General features: G+C 73.1%; 22 protein-coding genes. 12 read left to right on the forward strand and 10 right to left on the reverse strand.

Going from position 1 to position 18,129, the window contains the following annotated elements; genetic code table 11:
- Nucleotides 1-12 precede the first annotated feature (12 nt).
- A complete protein-coding gene (locus tag ABD324_RS33080; RefSeq protein ID WP_344426386.1) occupies nt 13-1,020 on the reverse strand; it encodes an AraC family transcriptional regulator in 1,008 nt (335 codons plus the stop codon).
- Between the two features lie 71 nt (nt 1,021-1,091).
- Between ABD324_RS33080 and ABD324_RS33085 the strand changes: the two genes are divergently transcribed.
- Nucleotides 1,092-2,534 (forward strand): flavin-containing monooxygenase, encoded by a 1,443-nt coding sequence (locus ABD324_RS33085; RefSeq protein ID WP_344426389.1) that lies wholly within the window; start codon nt 1,092-1,094, stop codon nt 2,532-2,534.
- The gene (locus ABD324_RS33090) at nt 2,534-3,349 is read left to right on the forward strand and encodes an SDR family NAD(P)-dependent oxidoreductase (protein ID WP_344426392.1); all 816 of its coding nucleotides are present in this window, start codon (nt 2,534-2,536) and stop codon (nt 3,347-3,349) included. Before ABD324_RS33085 ends, ABD324_RS33090 begins: the two co-directional genes overlap by 1 nt.
- Before the next feature lie 79 nt (nt 3,350-3,428).
- Here the strand turns inward: ABD324_RS33090 and ABD324_RS33095 are convergent, their stop codons facing one another.
- The 4 genes from ABD324_RS33095 to ABD324_RS33110 form a co-directional block, all read right to left on the reverse strand.
- Nucleotides 3,429-3,920, reverse strand: coding sequence for an SRPBCC family protein (locus ABD324_RS33095; protein WP_344426395.1), 492 nt, complete (start codon nt 3,918-3,920; stop codon nt 3,429-3,431).
- Nucleotides 3,917-4,249 carry an ArsR/SmtB family transcription factor gene (locus ABD324_RS33100; RefSeq protein WP_344426398.1) on the reverse strand — a complete coding sequence of 111 codons (333 nt, stop codon included), beginning with the start codon at nt 4,247-4,249 and terminating at the stop codon, nt 3,917-3,919. Before ABD324_RS33100 ends, ABD324_RS33095 begins: the two co-directional genes overlap by 4 nt.
- Nucleotides 4,250-4,316: 67 nt before the next feature.
- Nucleotides 4,317-5,489 carry a globin domain-containing protein gene (locus ABD324_RS33105; RefSeq protein ID WP_344426401.1) on the reverse strand — a complete coding sequence of 391 codons (1,173 nt, stop codon included), beginning with the start codon at nt 5,487-5,489 and terminating at the stop codon, nt 4,317-4,319.
- A 29-nt stretch (nt 5,490-5,518) separates the two neighbouring features.
- Nucleotides 5,519-6,139, reverse strand: a complete 621-nt coding sequence (locus ABD324_RS33110) for a carboxymuconolactone decarboxylase family protein (RefSeq protein ID WP_344426404.1) — start codon at nt 6,137-6,139, stop codon at nt 5,519-5,521.
- Nucleotides 6,140-6,249: 110 nt separating this feature from the next.
- On the opposite strand from ABD324_RS33110, the gene ABD324_RS33115 reads away from it, so the two are divergent.
- On the forward strand, nt 6,250-6,837 hold the full coding sequence (locus ABD324_RS33115; protein WP_344426406.1) for an acid phosphatase: 588 nt from the start codon (nt 6,250-6,252) through the stop codon (nt 6,835-6,837).
- Between the two features lie 3 nt (nt 6,838-6,840).
- On the opposite strand, the gene ABD324_RS33120 is transcribed toward ABD324_RS33115, so the two are convergent.
- Nucleotides 6,841-7,392, reverse strand: a complete 552-nt coding sequence (locus ABD324_RS33120; RefSeq protein WP_344426409.1) for a L,D-transpeptidase — start codon at nt 7,390-7,392, stop codon at nt 6,841-6,843.
- A gap of 108 nt (nt 7,393-7,500) precedes the next feature.
- Between ABD324_RS33120 and ABD324_RS33125 the strand changes: the two genes are divergently transcribed.
- From ABD324_RS33125 to ABD324_RS33145, 5 genes are all read left to right on the forward strand, one after another.
- Nucleotides 7,501-7,989 carry a GNAT family N-acetyltransferase gene (locus ABD324_RS33125; protein WP_344426412.1) on the forward strand — a complete coding sequence of 163 codons (489 nt, stop codon included), beginning with the start codon at nt 7,501-7,503 and terminating at the stop codon, nt 7,987-7,989.
- Between the two features lie 47 nt (nt 7,990-8,036).
- Nucleotides 8,037-8,696, forward strand: coding sequence for an RNA polymerase sigma factor (locus ABD324_RS33130; protein WP_344426415.1), 660 nt, complete (start codon nt 8,037-8,039; stop codon nt 8,694-8,696).
- Complete coding sequence (locus ABD324_RS33135; RefSeq protein ID WP_344426418.1) at nt 8,693-9,514, forward strand: anti-sigma factor domain-containing protein; 822 nt, start codon at nt 8,693-8,695, stop codon at nt 9,512-9,514. Before ABD324_RS33130 ends, ABD324_RS33135 begins: the two co-directional genes overlap by 4 nt.
- A gap of 53 nt (nt 9,515-9,567) precedes the next feature.
- Nucleotides 9,568-11,184 (forward strand): molybdopterin-dependent oxidoreductase, encoded by a 1,617-nt coding sequence (locus ABD324_RS33140; RefSeq protein ID WP_344426421.1) that lies wholly within the window; start codon nt 9,568-9,570, stop codon nt 11,182-11,184.
- A 115-nt stretch (nt 11,185-11,299) separates the two neighbouring features.
- The gene (locus ABD324_RS33145; protein WP_344426424.1) at nt 11,300-11,986 is read left to right on the forward strand and encodes a fasciclin domain-containing protein; all 687 of its coding nucleotides are present in this window, start codon (nt 11,300-11,302) and stop codon (nt 11,984-11,986) included.
- A 10-nt stretch (nt 11,987-11,996) separates the two neighbouring features.
- Here the strand turns inward: ABD324_RS33145 and ABD324_RS33150 are convergent, their stop codons facing one another.
- On the reverse strand, nt 11,997-12,428 hold the full coding sequence (locus ABD324_RS33150) for a hypothetical protein (protein ID WP_344426427.1): 432 nt from the start codon (nt 12,426-12,428) through the stop codon (nt 11,997-11,999).
- Between the two features lie 36 nt (nt 12,429-12,464).
- Here ABD324_RS33150 and ABD324_RS33155 point away from each other — a divergent pair, with 36 nt between their 5' ends.
- Nucleotides 12,465-13,415, forward strand: a complete 951-nt coding sequence (locus tag ABD324_RS33155; protein WP_344426430.1) for a diacylglycerol/lipid kinase family protein — start codon at nt 12,465-12,467, stop codon at nt 13,413-13,415.
- A gap of 426 nt (nt 13,416-13,841) precedes the next feature.
- Entirely contained in the window at nt 13,842-14,093 is a 252-nt protein-coding gene (locus tag ABD324_RS33160) for a WhiB family transcriptional regulator (protein ID WP_093082363.1), read from the forward strand.
- 246 nt (nt 14,094-14,339) lie between these two features.
- Here ABD324_RS33160 and ABD324_RS33165 read toward each other — a convergent pair whose 3' ends face one another.
- Nucleotides 14,340-15,839 carry a sensor histidine kinase gene (locus ABD324_RS33165; RefSeq protein WP_344427538.1) on the reverse strand — a complete coding sequence of 500 codons (1,500 nt, stop codon included), beginning with the start codon at nt 15,837-15,839 and terminating at the stop codon, nt 14,340-14,342.
- A gap of 62 nt (nt 15,840-15,901) precedes the next feature.
- Between ABD324_RS33165 and ABD324_RS37435 the strand changes: the two genes are divergently transcribed.
- Nucleotides 15,902-15,973 carry a 50S ribosomal protein bL37 gene (locus ABD324_RS37435; RefSeq protein ID WP_425565971.1) on the forward strand — a complete coding sequence of 24 codons (72 nt, stop codon included), beginning with the start codon at nt 15,902-15,904 and terminating at the stop codon, nt 15,971-15,973.
- A gap of 238 nt (nt 15,974-16,211) precedes the next feature.
- Here the strand turns inward: ABD324_RS37435 and rsrA are convergent, their stop codons facing one another.
- Entirely contained in the window at nt 16,212-16,535 is a 324-nt protein-coding gene (rsrA, locus tag ABD324_RS33170) for a mycothiol system anti-sigma-R factor (protein WP_344426439.1), read from the reverse strand.
- Nucleotides 16,532-17,179, reverse strand: a complete 648-nt coding sequence (locus tag ABD324_RS33175; RefSeq protein ID WP_344427540.1) for a sigma-70 family RNA polymerase sigma factor — start codon at nt 17,177-17,179, stop codon at nt 16,532-16,534. The genes rsrA and ABD324_RS33175 overlap by 4 nt, the downstream gene beginning before the upstream one ends.
- A gap of 230 nt (nt 17,180-17,409) precedes the next feature.
- Here ABD324_RS33175 and ybaK point away from each other — a divergent pair, with 230 nt between their 5' ends.
- A complete protein-coding gene (gene ybaK / locus ABD324_RS33180) occupies nt 17,410-17,886 on the forward strand; it encodes a Cys-tRNA(Pro) deacylase (protein ID WP_344426442.1) in 477 nt (158 codons plus the stop codon).
- Nucleotides 17,887-18,129 lie beyond the last annotated feature (243 nt).

Genomic DNA, 18,129 nt, shown 5'->3' on the forward strand with positions numbered 1-18,129 from the left:
CCGGTCGTCCCCCTAGCCCTGCTCCGCGCGCACGGAACGGGGGGACGCCCCGAACCAGCGGCGCGAGGCGCGGGTCAGGGCGGACTGGGCGCCGAGCCCCAGCATGGCCGTGACCTGCGAGAACGGGAGGTCGGTCTGGGTGATCAGGCGGTGGGCGGCGGCGCGGCGGACCTCGTCGAGGACCGTCTCGAAGGTGGTGCCCTCCGCGGCCAGGTGACGTTGCAGGGTGCGGGGGTGCAGGCGCAGGAAGCGGGCCACGTCCGTGATCCGCGGCGGGGTCGAGCCGAGCGAGCGGGCCAGCAGGGCCCGGACCCGGTCGGTCACGCCCTGGTCCGGCTCCGCGAAGTGGGTGTCCAGATACTCCAGGGCGAGCGTGCGCAGCAGGCGGTCCCCGCCCGCGACCGGGGCGGCGGTGAGCGAGGTGGGCAGGCGGAGGACCGCGGCGTCGCGGGAGAACCGGACGTCGGCACCGAAGAAGTCGGTGTAGCGCGTCACCGGGACGAGTGGTGGATGCGGCAGGTGGGCGGAACGCAGGCCGTACGGGCCGCCGTGCAGGAGCAGGATGATCCGGTGCAGCAGACCGAGTCCCAGGTCCGAGGCCTGCGGCCGCAGCGGCTCCGGCCCGGTCGCGCCGTAGCGCACCGCGGTGACGCCGCGGCCGCCCTCCGGATCGGGCACCTGCGCGATCGACAGCACCGGGCTGTGTACGAACAGGTACCGCGACGCGCTGTCCAGGGCCTCCCCCAGCGTCTGCGCGTTCTCGATCGCGACGGCCAGCGGCCCGAGGATGCCCAGGTCCTGGTGTTCGGCGAGGCGCAGGCCGAGGTCCGCGCAGTCCAGCTCGGCGGCGGCGACCTCCAGCAGCAGGCCGGCGGAGCGGACCGGGATCACCGCGTCGTCCGCGCCCACGGCGGCGGGATCGACCCCGAACCGGCGGAAGAGCTCCGCGGAGTCGCCGCCCAGGCCGTCGACGAGCGGGGCGAGGCCGCGCAGCGAGGCGGCGCGCACGACCGGGGTCATGTCGCGTGAGGGTAAATCATTGTCGCGTGAGGGTAAGCGCCCTGCCCGTACGAAATCGGAGACTGGACGACATGAACGACGGTCCGTTCGACACAGACGTCCTCATCGTCGGGGCCGGCCTGTCCGGCATCGGCGCCGCGTACCGCCTGCACGAGGAGCGCCCCGGCGACTCCTACGTGATCCTCGAGCAGCGCGAGGCGATCGGCGGCACCTGGGACCTCTTCCGGTATCCCGGCGTCCGCTCGGACTCGGACATGTTCACGCTGTCCTATCCCTTCCGGCCGTGGCGCGGGGAGAAGTCCATGGCCGACGGCGATGCCATCCGCACCTACATCCGCGACACCGCGCGCGAGGCGGGCATCGAGCGGAACATCCGCTTCGGCACGACGGTGCGGTCCGCGGCCTGGTCCAGCGAGACCCAGCGCTGGACGGTCGAGACGAGCAGCGGGCAGTGGCACGCGAAGTTCGTCTACCTCTGCGCCGGCTACTACTCCTACGACCGCGGCTACCAGCCGGAGTTCCCCGGCCTCGCGGACTACGCGGGCACCTTCGTGCACCCGCAGGCCTGGCCCGCGGACCTTGACCACACCGGCAAGCAGGTCGTGGTCATCGGCAGCGGCGCCACCGCCGTCACCCTCGTCCCCGCGATGGCGGAGCAGGCCGCGCACGTCACCATGCTGCAGCGCTCCCCCTCCTACCTCACGGCCCTGCCGGCCAAGGACGGATTCGCCGACGCGGTGCGGCGCCGGTTGCCGGCCGGGCTCGCGCACCGGATCGTCCGGGCCAAGAACGTCGCCGTCACGCAGGCCTTCTACCAGCTCGCCCGGCGCCGGCCGGCCCTGGTCAAGAAGATGCTCCGCGCGGGCGCGCTGCACTTCCTCAACGAGAAGGCCGTCGACGAGCACTTCACGCCCGCCTACGAGCCGTGGGACCAGCGGCTCTGCGTCGTCCCGGGGGGCGACTTCTACCAGGCGGTCCGCGACGGGCACGCCTCCGTCGTCACGGACCACATCGACACCTTCACCGAGAAGGGCATCCGGCTCCGGTCCGGGCGGGAGCTCGAGGCGGACGTCGTGGTGTCCGCGACCGGGCTGCGCATGCTGCCGCTCGGCGGGCTCACCCTGTCCGTCGACGGCCGGCAGGTCGCCCTGGGCGACACCTTCTCCTACCGCGGCCTGATGCTGTCGGGCGTGCCGAACCTCGCCTACTGCATCGGCTACACCAACGCCTCCTGGACGCTGCGGGCCGACCTGTCCTCGCGGTACGTGACCCGCCTGCTGACGTACCTGGAGCGCAACGGGTACGGCTCGGCCGCCCCGACCGCGCCCGCCTCCGCCGAACGCCGCCCGCTGCTCGACCTCACCTCCGGCTACGTGCAGCGCTCCATGAAGGACTTCCCGAGCCAGGGCACGCGCCGCCCCTGGCAGGTGACGCAGAACTATGTGTCCGACGCCCTGACCATGTCCCGCGCGGACCTCACCCGGGACATGACCTTCACCGGAAAGGCAGCCTGATGGAGAACTACCGGTTCACCGGCGGCACCGCGGTCCTCACCGGCGCCGCGAGCGGCATCGGCGAGCAGCTCGCGTACGGGCTGGCGGCCCGCGGCAGCGACCTGATCCTGGTCGACCGGGACGCAGAGGGCCTGGCCCGGGTGGCCGACGCGATCACCACGGTCAAGACCGAGACGCACGTCGTCGACCTGGCCGACCGGGCCGCCGTCACCGCCCTCGGCGAGGAGCTCGCGACCCGGGAGATCCGGCTGCTGGTCAACAACGCCGGGGTCGCCCTGGGCGGGCGGTTCCGCGAGGTGACCCTCGACGAGTTCGAGTGGGTCATGGACATCAACTTCCGCGCGCCCGTGGTGCTGACCCACCACCTGCTGCCGGCCCTGACCGCCCGCCCCGGCGGCCACCTCGTGAACGTCTCCAGCCTGTACGGGCTGATCGGGCCGGCGGGACAGTCCGCGTACTCGTCGAGCAAGTTCGCGATCCGCGGGTTCTCCGAGGTGCTGCGCCACGAGCTCGCCGAGACCGGAACCGGTGTGACGCAAGTACATCCGGGCGGGATCCGCACCAACGTGGCGCGCAACGCCCGGCTCGGGTCCGGTGTGGACACCGCCGAGGCCGAGAGGCACCGGGCGTTGTTCGCGAAGCTGCTGTCCTACCCGCCGGAGAAGGCCGCCGCGGAGATCCTCGACGGCGTCGAGAAACGGCGGACGAGGGTCCTGATCGCCAGCAGCGCCAAGGTCCCCGACCTCCTGGCCCGCGCCCTCCCCGGCGCCTACGGCCCCGCCCTCGACCGCCTGACGGCTCTCCTCACCCGCTGACCCCGCTGACCCCGCGTCATGGAACCATAACGCGCGAAAACGGCCCCCGAAATCGCGTTATGGAACCATAATGCGCAGGTCAGAGGGTGACGGCGACGTCCTCGAGGGCGTCCATGCTGCCCTGCATGCCTTCCTCCATACCGGACTGGACGTGCATGTCGCGGTGCTCCTGGGTCTGGTGCTGGATCAGCATTCTCACGGTGGTGCGGCCGTCGGTCTCGGTGAAGTCCAGGGCGGTCACCGCGTAGGCCTCGTCGGCGTTCGGGATGCCCTCGAAGACCTCGGTGAACACCAGCCGCACACCGGGGACGATCTCGCGGTACTCGCCGTGGAACGCGACCTCGAAGCCGCCGTTGGCCTCCATCACCCAGCGCCAGGACCCGCCGACCCGCAGGTCGACGTCCGCGCCGGTCACGGTGCCCTTCGTGCCCGCCCACCAGCGCTTCACGAGCTCGGGCTCGGTCCAGGCGCGGAACACGTTCGCGGCCGGGGCGGCGAACTCGCGCACGATCAGGATCTGGTCGTCGGCGGGCAGCGTGACGACGGCGCTGCCGCGGGTCGTGGTGCTCATTCCGGCTCCTCCATCTGCTCCAGGACGGCGTCCAGCACGCCGAACCGGTCCTCCCAGTGCCGTTCGAAGCGGGCGACCCAGTCGTGGATCGGTTTGAGCCCGCCCCCGTTCAGCCGGTAGAGCCGCCGCCGCCCGTCCTCGCGGACGGCGACGAGGCCCACCTCGTGCAGCACCTTCAGGTGCTTCGACACCTGCGGCTGGGCGAGCCCCAGCTCGGCGACGAGATCACCCACCGAGCGCTCGCCGGCGGCGAGCACGTCGAGGATCTCCCGGCGCCGCGGCTCCGCCACCGCGTTGAACGCGTCGGTGGTGGTCGCCGCCCGTGCCATGCGCCCAACATATACCCATATGGGAATACGTCAAGGCGCACGAAGGGATTACCTGGTGGAACGGATGTCAGTCGACGACGAACGGGTCGTAGTGGATGCGCTCCAGCGGCGCCCCCGCGCCCCGGAGCCGCCGGACCGTGGCGGCGAGCATCGCGGGCGAGCCGCTGACCACGATCTCGCAGTCGTCCCAGCCCCCGAAGCGCGCCGCGACCTCGGCCAGCGTGCCGACCTGCGGGCCCGGTGCCGGGGGCTCCTCCTCGACGACCGGGATCACGTCGAGCCACCCGTTGCGATAGGTGGCGCGGCGCAGGCCGTCGAGGGCGTGCAGCGACTCCCAGTCCCGCGCCCCGTAGAAGACGACCACCCGCTGCGGGTGCCCGCCGTCGCGTTCCAGCTGGTCGAGCAGCGCACGGACCGGCGAGATCCCGGTGCCGCCCGCGATCATCAGCAGCTCCCGCCCGGGGGCGATCGCCTGGTCCAGCGCGCCCATCGGCGAGCCGATCCGCCAGCGGTCCCCGGGCGCGGCCGAGGCCACGATCCCCCGGCTCACGCTGCCGTAGCCGATCGCCTTGACCTGGAACTCCAGCACGTCGCCGTCGGGTGCGGTGGCCGGCGAGAGGTAGCGCCAGAGCCGCGGGTGCTGCGGCGTCTCCACCCCGACGTACTGCCCGGCGCGGTAGTCGACGGCCCCGTCGGTGCGCACCCGCACGATCGCGTTGTCGCGGTCGAGGCGGCGGTGCTCCACGACCTCGCCCGCCCACCAGGCGGGCCCGGTGTCCGCGCGGGCCCCGCGGCGCATGACGTCCGCGACGTACCCGTAGGTGTACTCCCAGGCCTCGGCGACCTCGGGCGTCCAGGCCTCCCCCGCGCACTCGCGCAGGGTCGCGAGCAGGGCCCGGCCGACGGCGGCGTAGTGCTCCTCGCGGACGTCGAACTTGCGGTGGTCGCGGCCCAGCTGCTCCAGGAACCCGACGAGCGACTCGGGCTCGTCCAGTGTGGTCAGCACGTGCACCAGCGCGCGGCCGAACCGCGACTGCTGCACCGACAGCGACAGCGGGAACAGCGACCGCAGCCCGGGCGCGTAGCCGAACAGCGTGCGGTAGAAGAGCGGGACGAACTCCGCCATGTCGATGCCGGCGGTGGTCAGGCTGCGCCGGGCCAGCGCCAGGTGCGGGTGCAGCTCCTCGGGATGCGCAGGCGCGAGGCCCGGCATCCCCTCGGACACTCGCTCGGCCGTCACACCGGCGAAGGGTAGAGCACGGGGGGAGCTCAGACCCGAGCCGCCCGGAGCGCCGCATGGCGCTCCTTCACGGCCCGGTCCTTGTTGACGGGGTTCTGCGCCTGGTCGGCGTCGATGCAGCCGGCCTCGACGGCGATCCGGTTCATGGTCCCGAACATCGAGACCAGGTGCGCGAGCCGCACCTCGGCGCCGTCGACCGGCTGCTGCTGCCCGCTCACCAGGCCGACGGTGGCGTCCACCCAGAGCGCCTCGGCATGCATGCCCGCGTCTCGCAGCACCGCCTGCATCCGGCCGGTGAGCTGGCGCGGCCCGATCTCCAGCCACTCGTCCAGCGTGCGCACGTCCAGCGGGAACAGCTTGCCCTTCTGGCGCAGGTAGAGCAGCTCGAGGGCGTAGCCGTGGCCGTAGGCGCAGTAGTGGCAGCCGTTGTACAGGGAGATGACCATGCCGGCGAGGTGGGTGCGGATCCCGCCGAGCACCTGCATCGTCACCAGGTAGCGCGGCATGTTGGCGGCGAACCACCGCAGCGCGCCGCCCGGGCCCATGGCCTCCACGATGTGCGGGATCATCCGCGGCTCGAAGCCCCACATCGTGCGACAGCCGGCATGGAGCAGCCGAACCGTCACGCGGTTGAGCGCCCGGCCAGCCATGATCGTCTCCTCGTGCACAGTGGGTGAGCGGATGGTACCCCGCAGTGGCGGGCACCGACACTGCTCCGAACGGTCGGGAGCGCCGCGCGCCGACCGGTAGATTGCGCGGGGTGGCACGCGTCTTCCTGCTCCGGCACGGCGAGACCGAGTGGTCGGCCAACGGCCGGCACACCGGGCGCACCGACATCCCCCTGACCGAGCGCGGACGCAAGCTCGCGGAGGCGGCCGCACCGACCCTCGCCGCGCTGCGCCCCGGCGCCGGCCCCCCCGCGCGGGTGGTCACCAGCCCCCGGGCCCGGGCCCGGGTCACCGCCGAGCTCGCCGGCCTGGAGCCGGACGCCGTCGACCCGCGGCTCGCCGAGTGGGACTACGGGGACTACGAGGGCCTCACCACCCCGCAGATCCGCGAGACGGTGCCGGCCTGGACCGTGTGGACCCATCCGTGCCCCGGCGGCGAGTCCGCCGAGCAGGTGGGCGAGCGGGCCGACGCCGTGCTCGCCGACGCCCGCGCCGTCCTCCCGGACGGGGACGTCGTCCTGGTGGGGCACGGCCACTTCTCGCGGGTCCTGATCGCGCGCTGGCTCGGCATGCCGGCGGCGGGCGGCGTGCACGTCGCGATGGACGCCGCCGCCTGGGCGGTACTGGGCGACGAGCGCGGGGTCCCGCGGCTCGACGCCGTCAACCTCAGGATCCCCTAGCGATCAGTGGACCTGGACCTGGTCGCCGACCTGGAGGTAGTCGAAGAAGGCCACCGCGTCGTCGTGGGTCAGGTGCACGCAGCCGTAGGACGGGTTCTGCAGGCTGCCCTCGTGGAAGGCCACCCCGCCGTCGGCGAAGAAGACCGAGAACGGCATCGGCGCGTGGTTGGGCATGTCGCTGATGTGGTTCTGGTCCTTCCACTGGACCGTGAACGTGCCGACGGGCGTGGGGTCGGCGCGGTCGCCGGGCATCATCCGGACCGGCCCGCGGCTGACCTTGCCGTCGACGATCAGCCACGCCTCGCGATGGGCCAGGTCGACGCACGCCTTCGCCGTGACCGTGCAGGGGGTGCCGGGCACCAGCGCCGTCGCGTCGCCGGCCGGCTGGGCCTGCGGCTGGATCTGGGGCTGGGTCTGGGGCTGGGCCTGGGTCTGGCTCTGCGGCGCGGTGGTGGCCGCCTGGGCCGGGGCGACGGCGAGCGCGCCGAGCCCGAGGACCGCCGCCGTGATCGACGCCGTCCGGTACCGCCCGGTTCTCACGCTGTGTCTACCCATGGTCACCTCTCCGTCGTCCTCCCCCACATGGTTGACGAGTGGGAGCACCAAAGGTTGCTCCGTTCGCCGGAGATGTTTGCGCTGGTAGGAGGCCGATATCGTGCAGAGGTGACGGACGGGCGGACGAATCGGGTACGTAGGATCGAACCGGGCGATGTCGAGGCGGTGGTGGGTCTCGTCGAGGAGCTCGCGGAGTACGAGAAGGCACGCGACGAGTGCCACCTGACGGTCGAGCAGCTCCGCGCGGCGCTGTTCGGGCCGGCGCCGGCGCTGTTCGGCCACGTGGCCGAGCTCGACGGGCGGATCGTGGGCTGCGCGCTCTGGTTCCTCAACTTCAGTACGTGGGAAGGCGTGCACGGGATCTGGCTGGAGGACCTCTACGTGCAGCCCGCGCTGCGCGGCAGCGGACTCGGCACGGAGCTCCTCACGGCGCTGGCCGTGGAGTGCCGGGAGCGCGGGTACGCCCGGCTCGAGTGGTCGGTGCTCGACTGGAACGCCCCGTCCATCGCCTTCTACCGGTCCCTCGGCGCCACCGGCATGGACGAATGGACGACCTTCCGGCTCACGGGTGCGGCGCTGGCCGAGCTGGGCAGCTGAACCGGCTCTCCACCGAACCGATCAGGGCGGTGCTCCGAACGCCCTGCGTGAACACACGGGACGCGGCACACGCCGTCGGCGGCGCTGCGGCCCGCAAGGACGCCGGCTCCAGAGCTCCGGACTCCGACGAGGACATCCTCGCCGCGCTCGCCGCAGGCCGCCCGGACGCGCTCGCGGCGCTGTACGACCGCTACGGCACCCGGGCCTTCGCCCTGGCCAAGCGCGTGTGCGGGGATGCACAGCTCGCCGAGGACGCCGTCCAGGAAGCCTTCGTGACGGCGTGGCGGGAGGCCCCCCGGTTCGACCCGCGGCGGGGGCGGGTGGGCACCTGGCTGATGACGCTGGTGCACCACCGCGCCGTGGACCTGGTGCGGCGCGAGGACTCGCAGCGCCGCCGGACCGTGCCGATCGACACCTTCCCGAACGACCCCGGCGGCACCGACCGCCTCCCGCCCGACGGCGGCGCGGGGCCCGAGGAGTCCGCGCTGCTCTCGGCGGCAGCGGGCTCGGTGCGCACCGCCCTGGCCGCGCTCCCCGCCGAGCAGCGCAAGGCCCTCGCCCTCGCCTACTTCGGCGGGTACACGCAGCGGGAGGTCGCCGCGCTGACCGGGGTCGCGCTGGGCACCGTCAAGTCCCGGATGTTCACCGGCCTCGCCCGGCTCCGGACCTCGCTCGCCGCCCTCGCCCCGGAAGGGGGTGCCTCGTGACCGCGCCCTGCTCCATGACCCGGCAGGTCGCCGGCTTCGCGCTGCACGCGCTGGAGCCCGACGAGGAGCTGGCCGTGCTCGCCCACCTGCCGCGCTGCGCGGAGTGCACCGCCACCCTGCGGGCCCACGACGAGGTGCTGGTCCGGATCGCGAACGCCGCCCCGGCCCCCGCACCCCCCGCCCACCTGCGGGAACGGATCCTCGCCGCGGCTCTCGCCGGACCGGACGCCGGCCTGCGGGAGCCCACGGGCTCCCCGCGGCACGCCGTCGCCGGGGAGGGCAGCCGGGGCGGCTGGGGCAGCACCCGTCCGCTCCAGCCGGCCGGGAAGCGGCGGGGCGCGAGGCCCGGTCGGCGCCGGCTCGTGACCGCACTGCTCGCCGCCGCGTGCACCGTGGCCGTCGGGGTGCTCACCGGGCAGGCCGTCGACCTGCAGGCCCAGCGGGACACCGCGGTGGCCGGCTCCCGCGACCTGACCAGCATCGTCACCGGGCTCGACGCCCCCGGCAGCACCCACGCCACCCTGCTCGACGGCGCCGGGACCGCCGTGGCGGCCGTCGTCTCCGACCACACCGCGCTTCATCTCGTGGTCGCGGACCTGCCGGGCAACGACGCGTCGAGCACCACCTACGTGCTGTGGGGCACCGGCGCCGGGGCCCCGCAGGCGGTCGGGACGTTCGACGCGACGACCGGTCGCACCGAGGTGCGCACCCTCCCGGCGACGTCCCGGTTCACCGGGTTCGCGGTCTCCCGCGAGCCCGGCCGGGTCGCCCCCGAACTGCCCACCACGATCGTCGCGATCGGCCCGCTCACCGCCTGACCGGGGCCGCACCCGAAAACGAACCGAAATCAGTTTCGGAACGAATTTCGGGCATGGCCACAACGACGCCCCGGAAATCGCCGGAACGGGCACCGGGAAATGCGCTCGGCCGCCTCGTCGCGGCGCTCGTCGGACTCATTTCGGTGGGCGCCGCGCTCGGCGTGGGGAGCCTCGTCGCGGGGCTCGTGACGCCCTCGTCGTCGCCCTTCCTCGCGGTCGGGGACACGGTCATCCGACTCTCCCCGCAGGTGCTCACCGAGTTCGCCAAGACCACCTTCGGCACCGCCGACAAGCCGGTGCTGCTGGGCGGGATGGCGGTGGTGATCGCGCTGGTCGGAGCCGTCGCGGGGCTCGTGTCGCGGCGCCGCCCGGGTCCCGGGCTCACCGTGGTGGCCGTGCTGGGCCTGCTCGGGGTGGGCGCCGTCGCCGCCGCGCCGACGGTGAACGCGGCGGCCTTCGTCGCCCCGCTGGCGGCCCTGGTGGCCGGCCTCGCGAGCTTCGCCGGTCTGCACCGCGTCGCCCGCTCCGCGAACGGCGAGGCCCCCACCGACGGCAGTGGCGGTGATTCCGGCCGCGGAGGGATCGGCCGGAGGGCCGTGCTGGTCGGGTCCATGGCCGCCGTCGCCGTGGCGTCGGCGGCCGCGGGTCTCGGCGGGCTGCTGCTCGGCGGGGGCGGCGCCGACTCCCGGCGCGGCGTGACCGCCCGGCTGGCCGGCGCCCGGGTGACGGAACAGCCGCCCGCGGTGCCCGCCGGTGCGGACTTCGCCGAGCTCGGCACGCCCGGCTTCCTGACGCCCGCGCAGGACTTCTACCGGATCGACACCGCCCTGCAGGTGCCGGACCTGCGCGCCGAGGACTGGTCGCTGCGGCTGCACGGGATGGTCGACCGCGAGCTCTCCCTCAGCTTCGACGACCTGCTGTCCCGCCCGCTCGTCGAGCGCACGATCACCATGACCTGCGTGTCCAACCCGGTCGGCGGGGACCTGATCTCCACGGCCGTGTTCACCGGCGTCGACCTGCGCGAGCTGCTGCTCGAGGCCGGGGTGCAGCGCGGCGCCGACCAGATCTTCACCACCAGCTCGGACGGCTGGACCGCCGGCACCCCCACCGACGTCGTGCTGGAGCCGGGGCGCGGGGCGCTGCTCGCCGTCGGGATGAACGGCGAGGCGCTGCTGCCCGAGCACGGCTTCCCCGTGCGGATGGTCGTGCCGGGCCTCTACGGGTTCGTCTCGGCCACGAAGTGGCTCGTGGACATGGAGCTGACCACCTTCGACCGGCGCAAGGGCTACTGGCTGCAGCGCGGCTGGGCCCAGCGGGCCCCGATCAAGACCGAGTGCCGCATCGACAGCCCGCGCGGCTTCCAGTCCGTGCCGGCCGGACGCGTCACCTGCGCCGGGATCGCCTGGTCGCAGCCGATCGGGATCAGCAAGGTCGAGGTCCGGATGGACGGCGGCCCATGGCGTGCGGCCACCCTGTCGTCCTCCCCGAGCGGCGCCACGGGCGGGCGCACCTGGCGGATGTGGAAGGCCGACTTCGACCTCGCCCCCGGGAGCCACACCGTGCAGACCCGTGCGGTCGACGCCAACGGCGTGACCCAGACCGAGGACCGCGCCGAGCCGATCCCCGACGGCGCCTCCGGCTGGCCCGCCACGATCTTCACGGTTTCCTGAGATTCACCCGAACCGAAATTCATCCGGATACGAAGCGCGAACCGTTCCGGAAAACGTCCCGAATACCCCTGTGAAAGGCCCGGAAGCACCGGGCCGAGCTCGAAGGAGAATTCCGATGCGCAGTACCGTCCGGGTGGCCGCCGCAGTCGCCACCGCTGCCCTGGCCGTCACCCTCGCCGCCTGTGGCGGGGGCTCCTCCACCGCGTCGGGCACCTCCGCCGCCCCGTCGGCGGCCGCCTCCGCTCCTGCGTCCGCCCCGGCGGCCGCGGCGAGCACCGGCGTCACCACCAACGCCGACGTCTTCGGCCCCGCCTGCAGCCAGCTCCCGCAGGGCAACTCCCCCGGCTCGCTGGACAACATGGGCCCGCAGCCGGTCGCCAGCGCCGCGAGCACGAACCCGCTGCTCACGACGCTCGTCACGGCCGTCGGCAAGGTGCCCGGCCTGGCCGACACCCTGAACCAGCAGAAGGCGATCACCGTGTTCGCCCCGTACAACGGCGCCTTCGCGGACGTCCAGAAGGCGGTCGGTGACCAGGCCTTCAACAGCCTGCTGGCCAACCAGCAGCAGCTCGGTGGCCTGCTCAGCTACCACGTGATCCCGAAGCGCTACGACGCCAAGGGCCTCGTCGCGGCCGGCACCACCACCGAGCTCGCCGGCGGCACCCTGAAGATCGGCGGCACCGCGACGGCGCCGACCGTGACCGACGGCAAGGGCAACACCGCGAACATCCTGTGCGGCAACATCCCGACCTCGAACGCCACCGTGTTCGTGATCGACAAGGTGCTCATGCCGGCGAGCTGACGCTCGTCCGCTAGTCACCTCTGCGGCGCTGGTCGATCCCCATCGACCAGCGCCGCGCCGGTTCGCTCACCAGCAGCAGGAAGGTCCCGACGACGACGACCAGCGCGGCGATGCCGATCAGGAGCTGCCCCGAGCTGAGCGTGGAGTAGACGACCGGCACCAGCAGCAGCTGCGCCACGATCGCCGGCGTGCGCGCGCCGGACCGGCCACGGAACAGCGCGGCGGCACAGAACACCAGCGCGGCACCGATGATCACGAAGTAGGACGCCTCGCCGATCCGCGCGCCGACGCCGCCCTCGGACGCCACGGCGAACACGCCGGCCACCACCAGCGACAGCAGCCCCTCGGCACCGACGATCCCCGCGGCGACCTGCACGGGCCGCGGCGGCGGGCCCTCCCCCTGCGGGGCGGGAAGGTCCTCCGGGCGGGCGTCGGGCGTCACGACGGCCAGGATACGGGCGCGACTACCCTGGGGGACGTGCGCGCCCTCCTCATCGTGAACCCGCGGGCGACGTCGACGACCCCGGGTGGACGGGACGTCCTGACCCACGCCCTGGCCAGCGAGCTCAAGCTGGACGTGCTGGAGACCGCCTACCGCGGGCACGCGGCCGAGGCCACCGCCGCGGCCTGCGCGGCCGGCGTCGAGCTCGTCGTGGCCCTGGGCGGCGACGGGACGGTCAACGAGGTCGTCAACGGCATGCTGGTCGACCGCGAGGCCGAGGGCCCGCGGGCGCCGGACGGCGCGGATCCCGAGGCCCCCGCCCTCGCCGTCGTGCCCGGTGGGTCGGCGAACGTCTTCGCCCGCGCCCTCGGCATCCCCAGGGACCCCGTGGAGGCCACGGGCGCCATCCTGCGGGCCCTGGAGCGCCGCAGCAGCCGCCTGGTGGGCCTGGGCCGCGCGGACGACCGCTGGTTCACCTTCAACGCCGGCATGGGCTGGGACGCGGACGTGGTCGCCGCCGTCGAGCGCGCGCGGGCGAGCGGCCGGGAGGCGAGCCCGGTCCGGTACGCGGGCACGGCCGTGGCCGAGTACCTCCGGCAGCGCCGCCGGCCGCCGGCGATGACCGTCGAGGTCCCGGGTGCCGGGCCGCTCGAGGACATCCGGATGGCGTTCGTGAGCAACACCGACCCGTGGACCTACCTGTCCGGGCGCGCGGTGCGCACCAACCCGGGCGCCACGTTCGGTGCCGGTCTGGCCCTCTTCGCGCTGCGCGATCTGGGGCTGCCGACCATCGCGCGCACTCTGCGCCACATCCTTGTGACCGACGGCGACCCCCACGGCAAGGGCATCGTGCGCCAGGACGCGGTGCCGCGGGTGCGCATCCGGAGCGAGGAGCCGCTGGCCCTGCAGCTGGACGGGGACCACCTGGGCGCCCGGACGGACGTGGAATTCGTGAGCGTGCCCGGAGCGTTACGCGTCGTCGTGTGAGAGGAGCCCCTCGTCGCAGGCGGGGCGGCGTGATCACCCGGTCGAGTGACACGGGGCCACCATTCACCGACGTTCGACGACCACCGAGCAGCTAGGGACTCGCCACCTGCGGGGACCGTGATCCAAGGTAGGTCCTGCGAAAGCGAGGGACGACACCGGGGTCGGCCGGTATGGTCCACGGCGGTCCGGGTAATACCCGGGGCGCGGCGGACGATACCGACGACGCACCGAGTGACGCGGGATCGATCCGGACACCGTCCGTGTCGGCCAACGTTGCGGAGTGTGGGTGAGGCTACTCACCCGCTCGGACCTTGTCCCTTGAAGAGCGACGTCGCTCGTGAAATCATTCACAAGCGCGAAAAATGCGTGACACACAGACGTGCGGTCGGCGCGACCCCGACCGCCAGCACAAGGAGTGGAACGATCATGGATTGGCGTCACCGCGCTATCTGCCGCGACGAGGACCCGGAGCTCTTCTTCCCGGTCGGGACGAGCGGCCCCGCGCTTCTGCAGATCGCCGAGGCGAAGACCGTCTGCCGCCGCTGCCCGGTGGTCACCGAGTGCCTCGCGTGGGCCCTCGAGAGTGGCCAGGACGCCGGCGTGTGGGGCGGTATGAGCGAGGACGAGCGCCGCGCCCTCAAGCGCCGGAACGCACGTACCCGCGCTCGCACCGCCTGAGCAGTTCGCCGGGCCGAGCGCAGGTCACAGCTGGGGTCGCACACTCGCTCCCCGAGACCTGCACCCTGCGGTACCAGAGACAGCTGCACGAACCCGAGAAGCGGGCCCGTCGCCGGAGAGCACCGGCAGCGGGCCCGCTTCTCTGTGGTCCCGGAGCGATGTCACCGCACCACTCCGGGAACCCATGACCGTCGAGCACGGCACCGGCGCGACCTCGGCACCGGGATCGGCGATCACACGCCAAGGTTATCGCGCCGTCATCGGGACAGTGATAAGGGCCTCCGTTCCGCCGCCCTCCCGGGGGCGGACGGCCAGCGTCGAGTCCAGCTCGTCGAGCAGCGTGCGCACGATCTGCAGCCCCAGACCCTCCGCGCGGTCGATGTCGAAGCCCTCGGGCATGCCCCGCCCGTCGTCGGCCACCACGACCTCCAGCGTCGCCGCCGAGCGCCGGGCCCGCAGGACCACCTCGCCCTGCTGACCCGGCTCGTAGGCGTGGGCCAGGGCGTTGTGCACCAGCTCGGTGAGCACCAGGACCAGCGGGGTCGCGAGCGCCGAACCCAGGGTGCCGAGCGAGCCGTCGCGGCGGACCTTCGCCCGCACCTCCGCGGTGGCGCCGTCGCCGATCGCCGGCAGCACGGTGTCCACCAGCTCGTCGAGGTCGACCATCTCGGCGACCGAGTAGGCCAGCGCCTCGTGGACCAGCGCGATCGACGTCACCCGCCGCACGCTCTCCGACAGCGCCCGGCGGGCCTCGGGGATCTGGGTCCGGCGGGCCTGCAACCGCAGCAGCGCCGCGACCGTCTGCAGGTTGTTCTTGACCCGGTGGTGGATCTCCCGGATCGTTGCGTCCTTGCTCAGCAGGGCCTGGTCGCGGCGGCGGAGGTCGGTGATGTCCCGGACGAGGACGAGCGCGCCCGCCGCGTCCCCGCGCGGACGCAACGGCAGCGCCCGGACCAGCATCGTGGCGCCGCGGGCCCGTACCTCCATGCGCAGCGACGTGCGCCCGTCGAGCGCCGCCTGGATGCGGGCGGCGACCTCGGTGGCGTCGAACGGATCGCCGGTGAGCGACTTGGTGAGCGGGCCGAGCGGGGTGCCGACGAGATCGGTGTCGTGACCCATCCGGTGGTAGGCGGACAGGGCGTTGGGGCTGGCGTAGGCCACGAGGCCGTGGGCGTCGAGCCGGATCAGCCCGTCGCTCGCCCGCGGGCTGGTGTCCGCGCCGGCCGCCGCCGCCGTCGTCGGGAAGGTCCCGTCCGCGATCATCTGGCAGAGGTCGCTCGCGCTGCCCAGGTAGGCGATCTCCAACGGGCTCGGGACGCGCGGCATGGCCAGGTTCGTGTCCCGGGACAGCACGGCGACGACGCGACCGTTGTGCCGGACCGGGATGGTCTCCCGCCGCACCGGCACCTCCATGTGCCAGCGGGGCTCCTCCTCGCGACAGATCCGGCCCTCGACCACCGCGCGGCGCAGCTGCGGGTTCTCCCACAAGGTCACCCGGGCCGCCACGGCGTCCTCGGGGTGCGCGGTCGGGGCGGTCGTCGGGCGGGCCTGGGCCACGCAGAGGAACTCCTCCGGGGCACCCGCCATGTCGTGGTCCGCGTCCTGCGGCAGCGGGATCCACAGCAGGAAGTCCGCGAACGACATGTCGGCCAGCAGCTGCCACTCGGCGACGACCCGCTGCAGGTGCTCGACGGAGTCGCCGGACAGGCTCGAGTGCTCGGCCAGCAGTTCGCTCAGGGTCGACACGAGCGCCATCCAATCACGTGGGAGGATGGGCTCAGGACCTGTGCCAGGAGAAGGAGGGAACCATGTCGAAGCGCGCACGCAAGCGCCGCGACCGCAAGAAGGGCGCGAACCACGGCAAGCGGCCCAACACCTGAGCCGTCCGCAGACGCACGAACGGCCCGTCCACCGCGGTGGACGGGCCGTTCGTGTTCTGTCTGCCCTCCGCGGGTCCGATCTCGCGGCTCAGCCGCGGGTCCGATCTCGCGGCTCAGCCGCAGGGCCGAACTCGCGGCTCAGCCGCAGGGCCGAACTCGCGGCTCAGCCGCAGGGCCGAACTCGCGGCTCAGCCGCAGGGCCGAACTCGCGGCTCAGCCGCAGGGCCGAACTCGCGGCTCAGCCGCGGCGCTCGATGCGGGTGGTGCGGACCTCGACGGTCGTCCCGCCCGGTCCGGACTCGACGCTCACCTCGGCCTGGGCGAGGATCTGCCGGCGCAGCCGGTCCTTCAGCCCGTCCGGCGCGGTCTCCCCGCTGCACTTGCGGGCGAGCAGCGCCTTGAGCTTCTCGTCGATCCCGTACTCCTCGAGGCACGGCGAGCACTCGTCGAGATGCTGGATCAGCAGGCTCCGGCGCTGCGGCTCGCACTCGCCGTCGAGGTACAACCAGACCTCCGCGAGGACCTCGGAGCAGTCCGTGTCGTGGTGGTTCCCGCAGCTCATGAGCTGGCCACCTCCTGCTCGCCCCGGACGCTCGAGTCACGGATGCTCGAGTCACGGATGAAGCCGCGCTCGATCGCCGTGTCGGTGAGCATCTCCCGGAGCTGCCGGCGGCCGCGGTGCAGCCGCGACATCACGGTGCCGATCGGGGTTCCCATGATGTCCGCGATCTCCTTGTAGGCGAAACCCTCGACGTCGGCGAGGTAGACCGCCATGCGGAAGTCCTCGGGAAGCCGCTGCAGGGCCTCCTTGACGTCCGAGTCCGGCAGGTTGTCCATCGCCTCGACCTCGGCGGACCGCAGGCCGGTCGAGCTGTGCTCACCGGCCTGGGCGAGCTGCCAGTCGGTGATCTCGTCGGTCGGGGACTGCAGCGGCTGGCGCTGCCGCTTGCGGTAGCCGTTGATGTAGGTGTTGGTGAGGATCCGGTACAGCCAGGCCTTGAGGTTGGTGCCCTCGCGGAACGTCCGGAACGCCGAGTAGGCCTTCAGGTACGTCTCCTGGACCAGGTCCTCCGCGTCCGCGGGATTGCGGGTCATCCGCAGGGCGGCGCCGTACAGCTGGTCCAGCATGGGCATCGCGTCGCGCTCGAAGCGCGCGGCCCGCTCGGACTCGGTCTCCTCCGGGGCGCGGTCCAGCTCGTCCGTCACCGGCTCGGCGGAGTCCTCCGCCTTCGACGACTCGTCGGGCACCGCGCTCCTCTCCCCGTGGGTGCGGGGCACCCGGTTCGCGATCGGAGACGAGACTACGCGTCCGACGCCGGTGCGGCGCGATGCGGCCGGGACCGGCGTCTCCAACAGAGCAGATGTCACGTAGGTTGCGAACGCGCCGGACCGGGCGGGGATTCCCGGTGCGGCCCGGGCCGGGGAAAGGAGAGGTCGTGGCAGGGCGGGGGACGCCGGCGACGGCGCTGCTGAGCACGCGGAAGATCGCCCACACGCTGCACTCCTACGAGCACGCCGGTGGCGCCGCGTACGGCCCCGAGGCCGCCCGGGCGCTCGGCCTCGAGCCCGGCCGGGTGTTCAAGACCCTGGTGGCCGAGGTCGACGGCGCCCTGACGGTCGGGGTGGTCCCGGTCGACGCGACGCTGGACCTCAAGGCCCTCGCCGCGGCCGTCGGGGGCAAGAAGGCGACGATGGCCGAGGTCGCCGCCGCGGAACGGGCCACGGGCTACGTCGCGGGAGGGATCTCGCCCCTGGGGCAGAAGAAGCGGCTGCCGGTGGTGGTCGACGCCTCCGCCACCGGCTACCCCACGATCTTCTGCTCCGCGGGTCGCCGAGGCCTCGAGGTGGAGCTCTCCCCCACCGACCTGGTCGCGGTCGTGGGAGCCACCACCGCGGACATCGCGGCCCGCTGAGGCTGCGATCCATCCGAGCACCACAGCAAGGTCGCCGGCGGAGCCGTGAGGTATCGCTCACGATGATCAACTCCGCCGAGAGTGATCGTTCCGAGTGCCACAGCACAGCTGCCGGCCGCGCTGTGAGGTCGCGCTCGCGGCGATCTTCACCGCCGCACGGGCGCGTGATCACCGCGACCGGCACCGCACAGCGGTCGACTGCGCAGTCAGGTGACGCTCGCGATGATCAGCTCCGCCGCTAGT

The organism is Pseudonocardia ailaonensis (genome assembly GCF_039531635.1).
GTDB lineage: Bacteria > Actinomycetota > Actinomycetes > Mycobacteriales > Pseudonocardiaceae > Pseudonocardia > Pseudonocardia ailaonensis.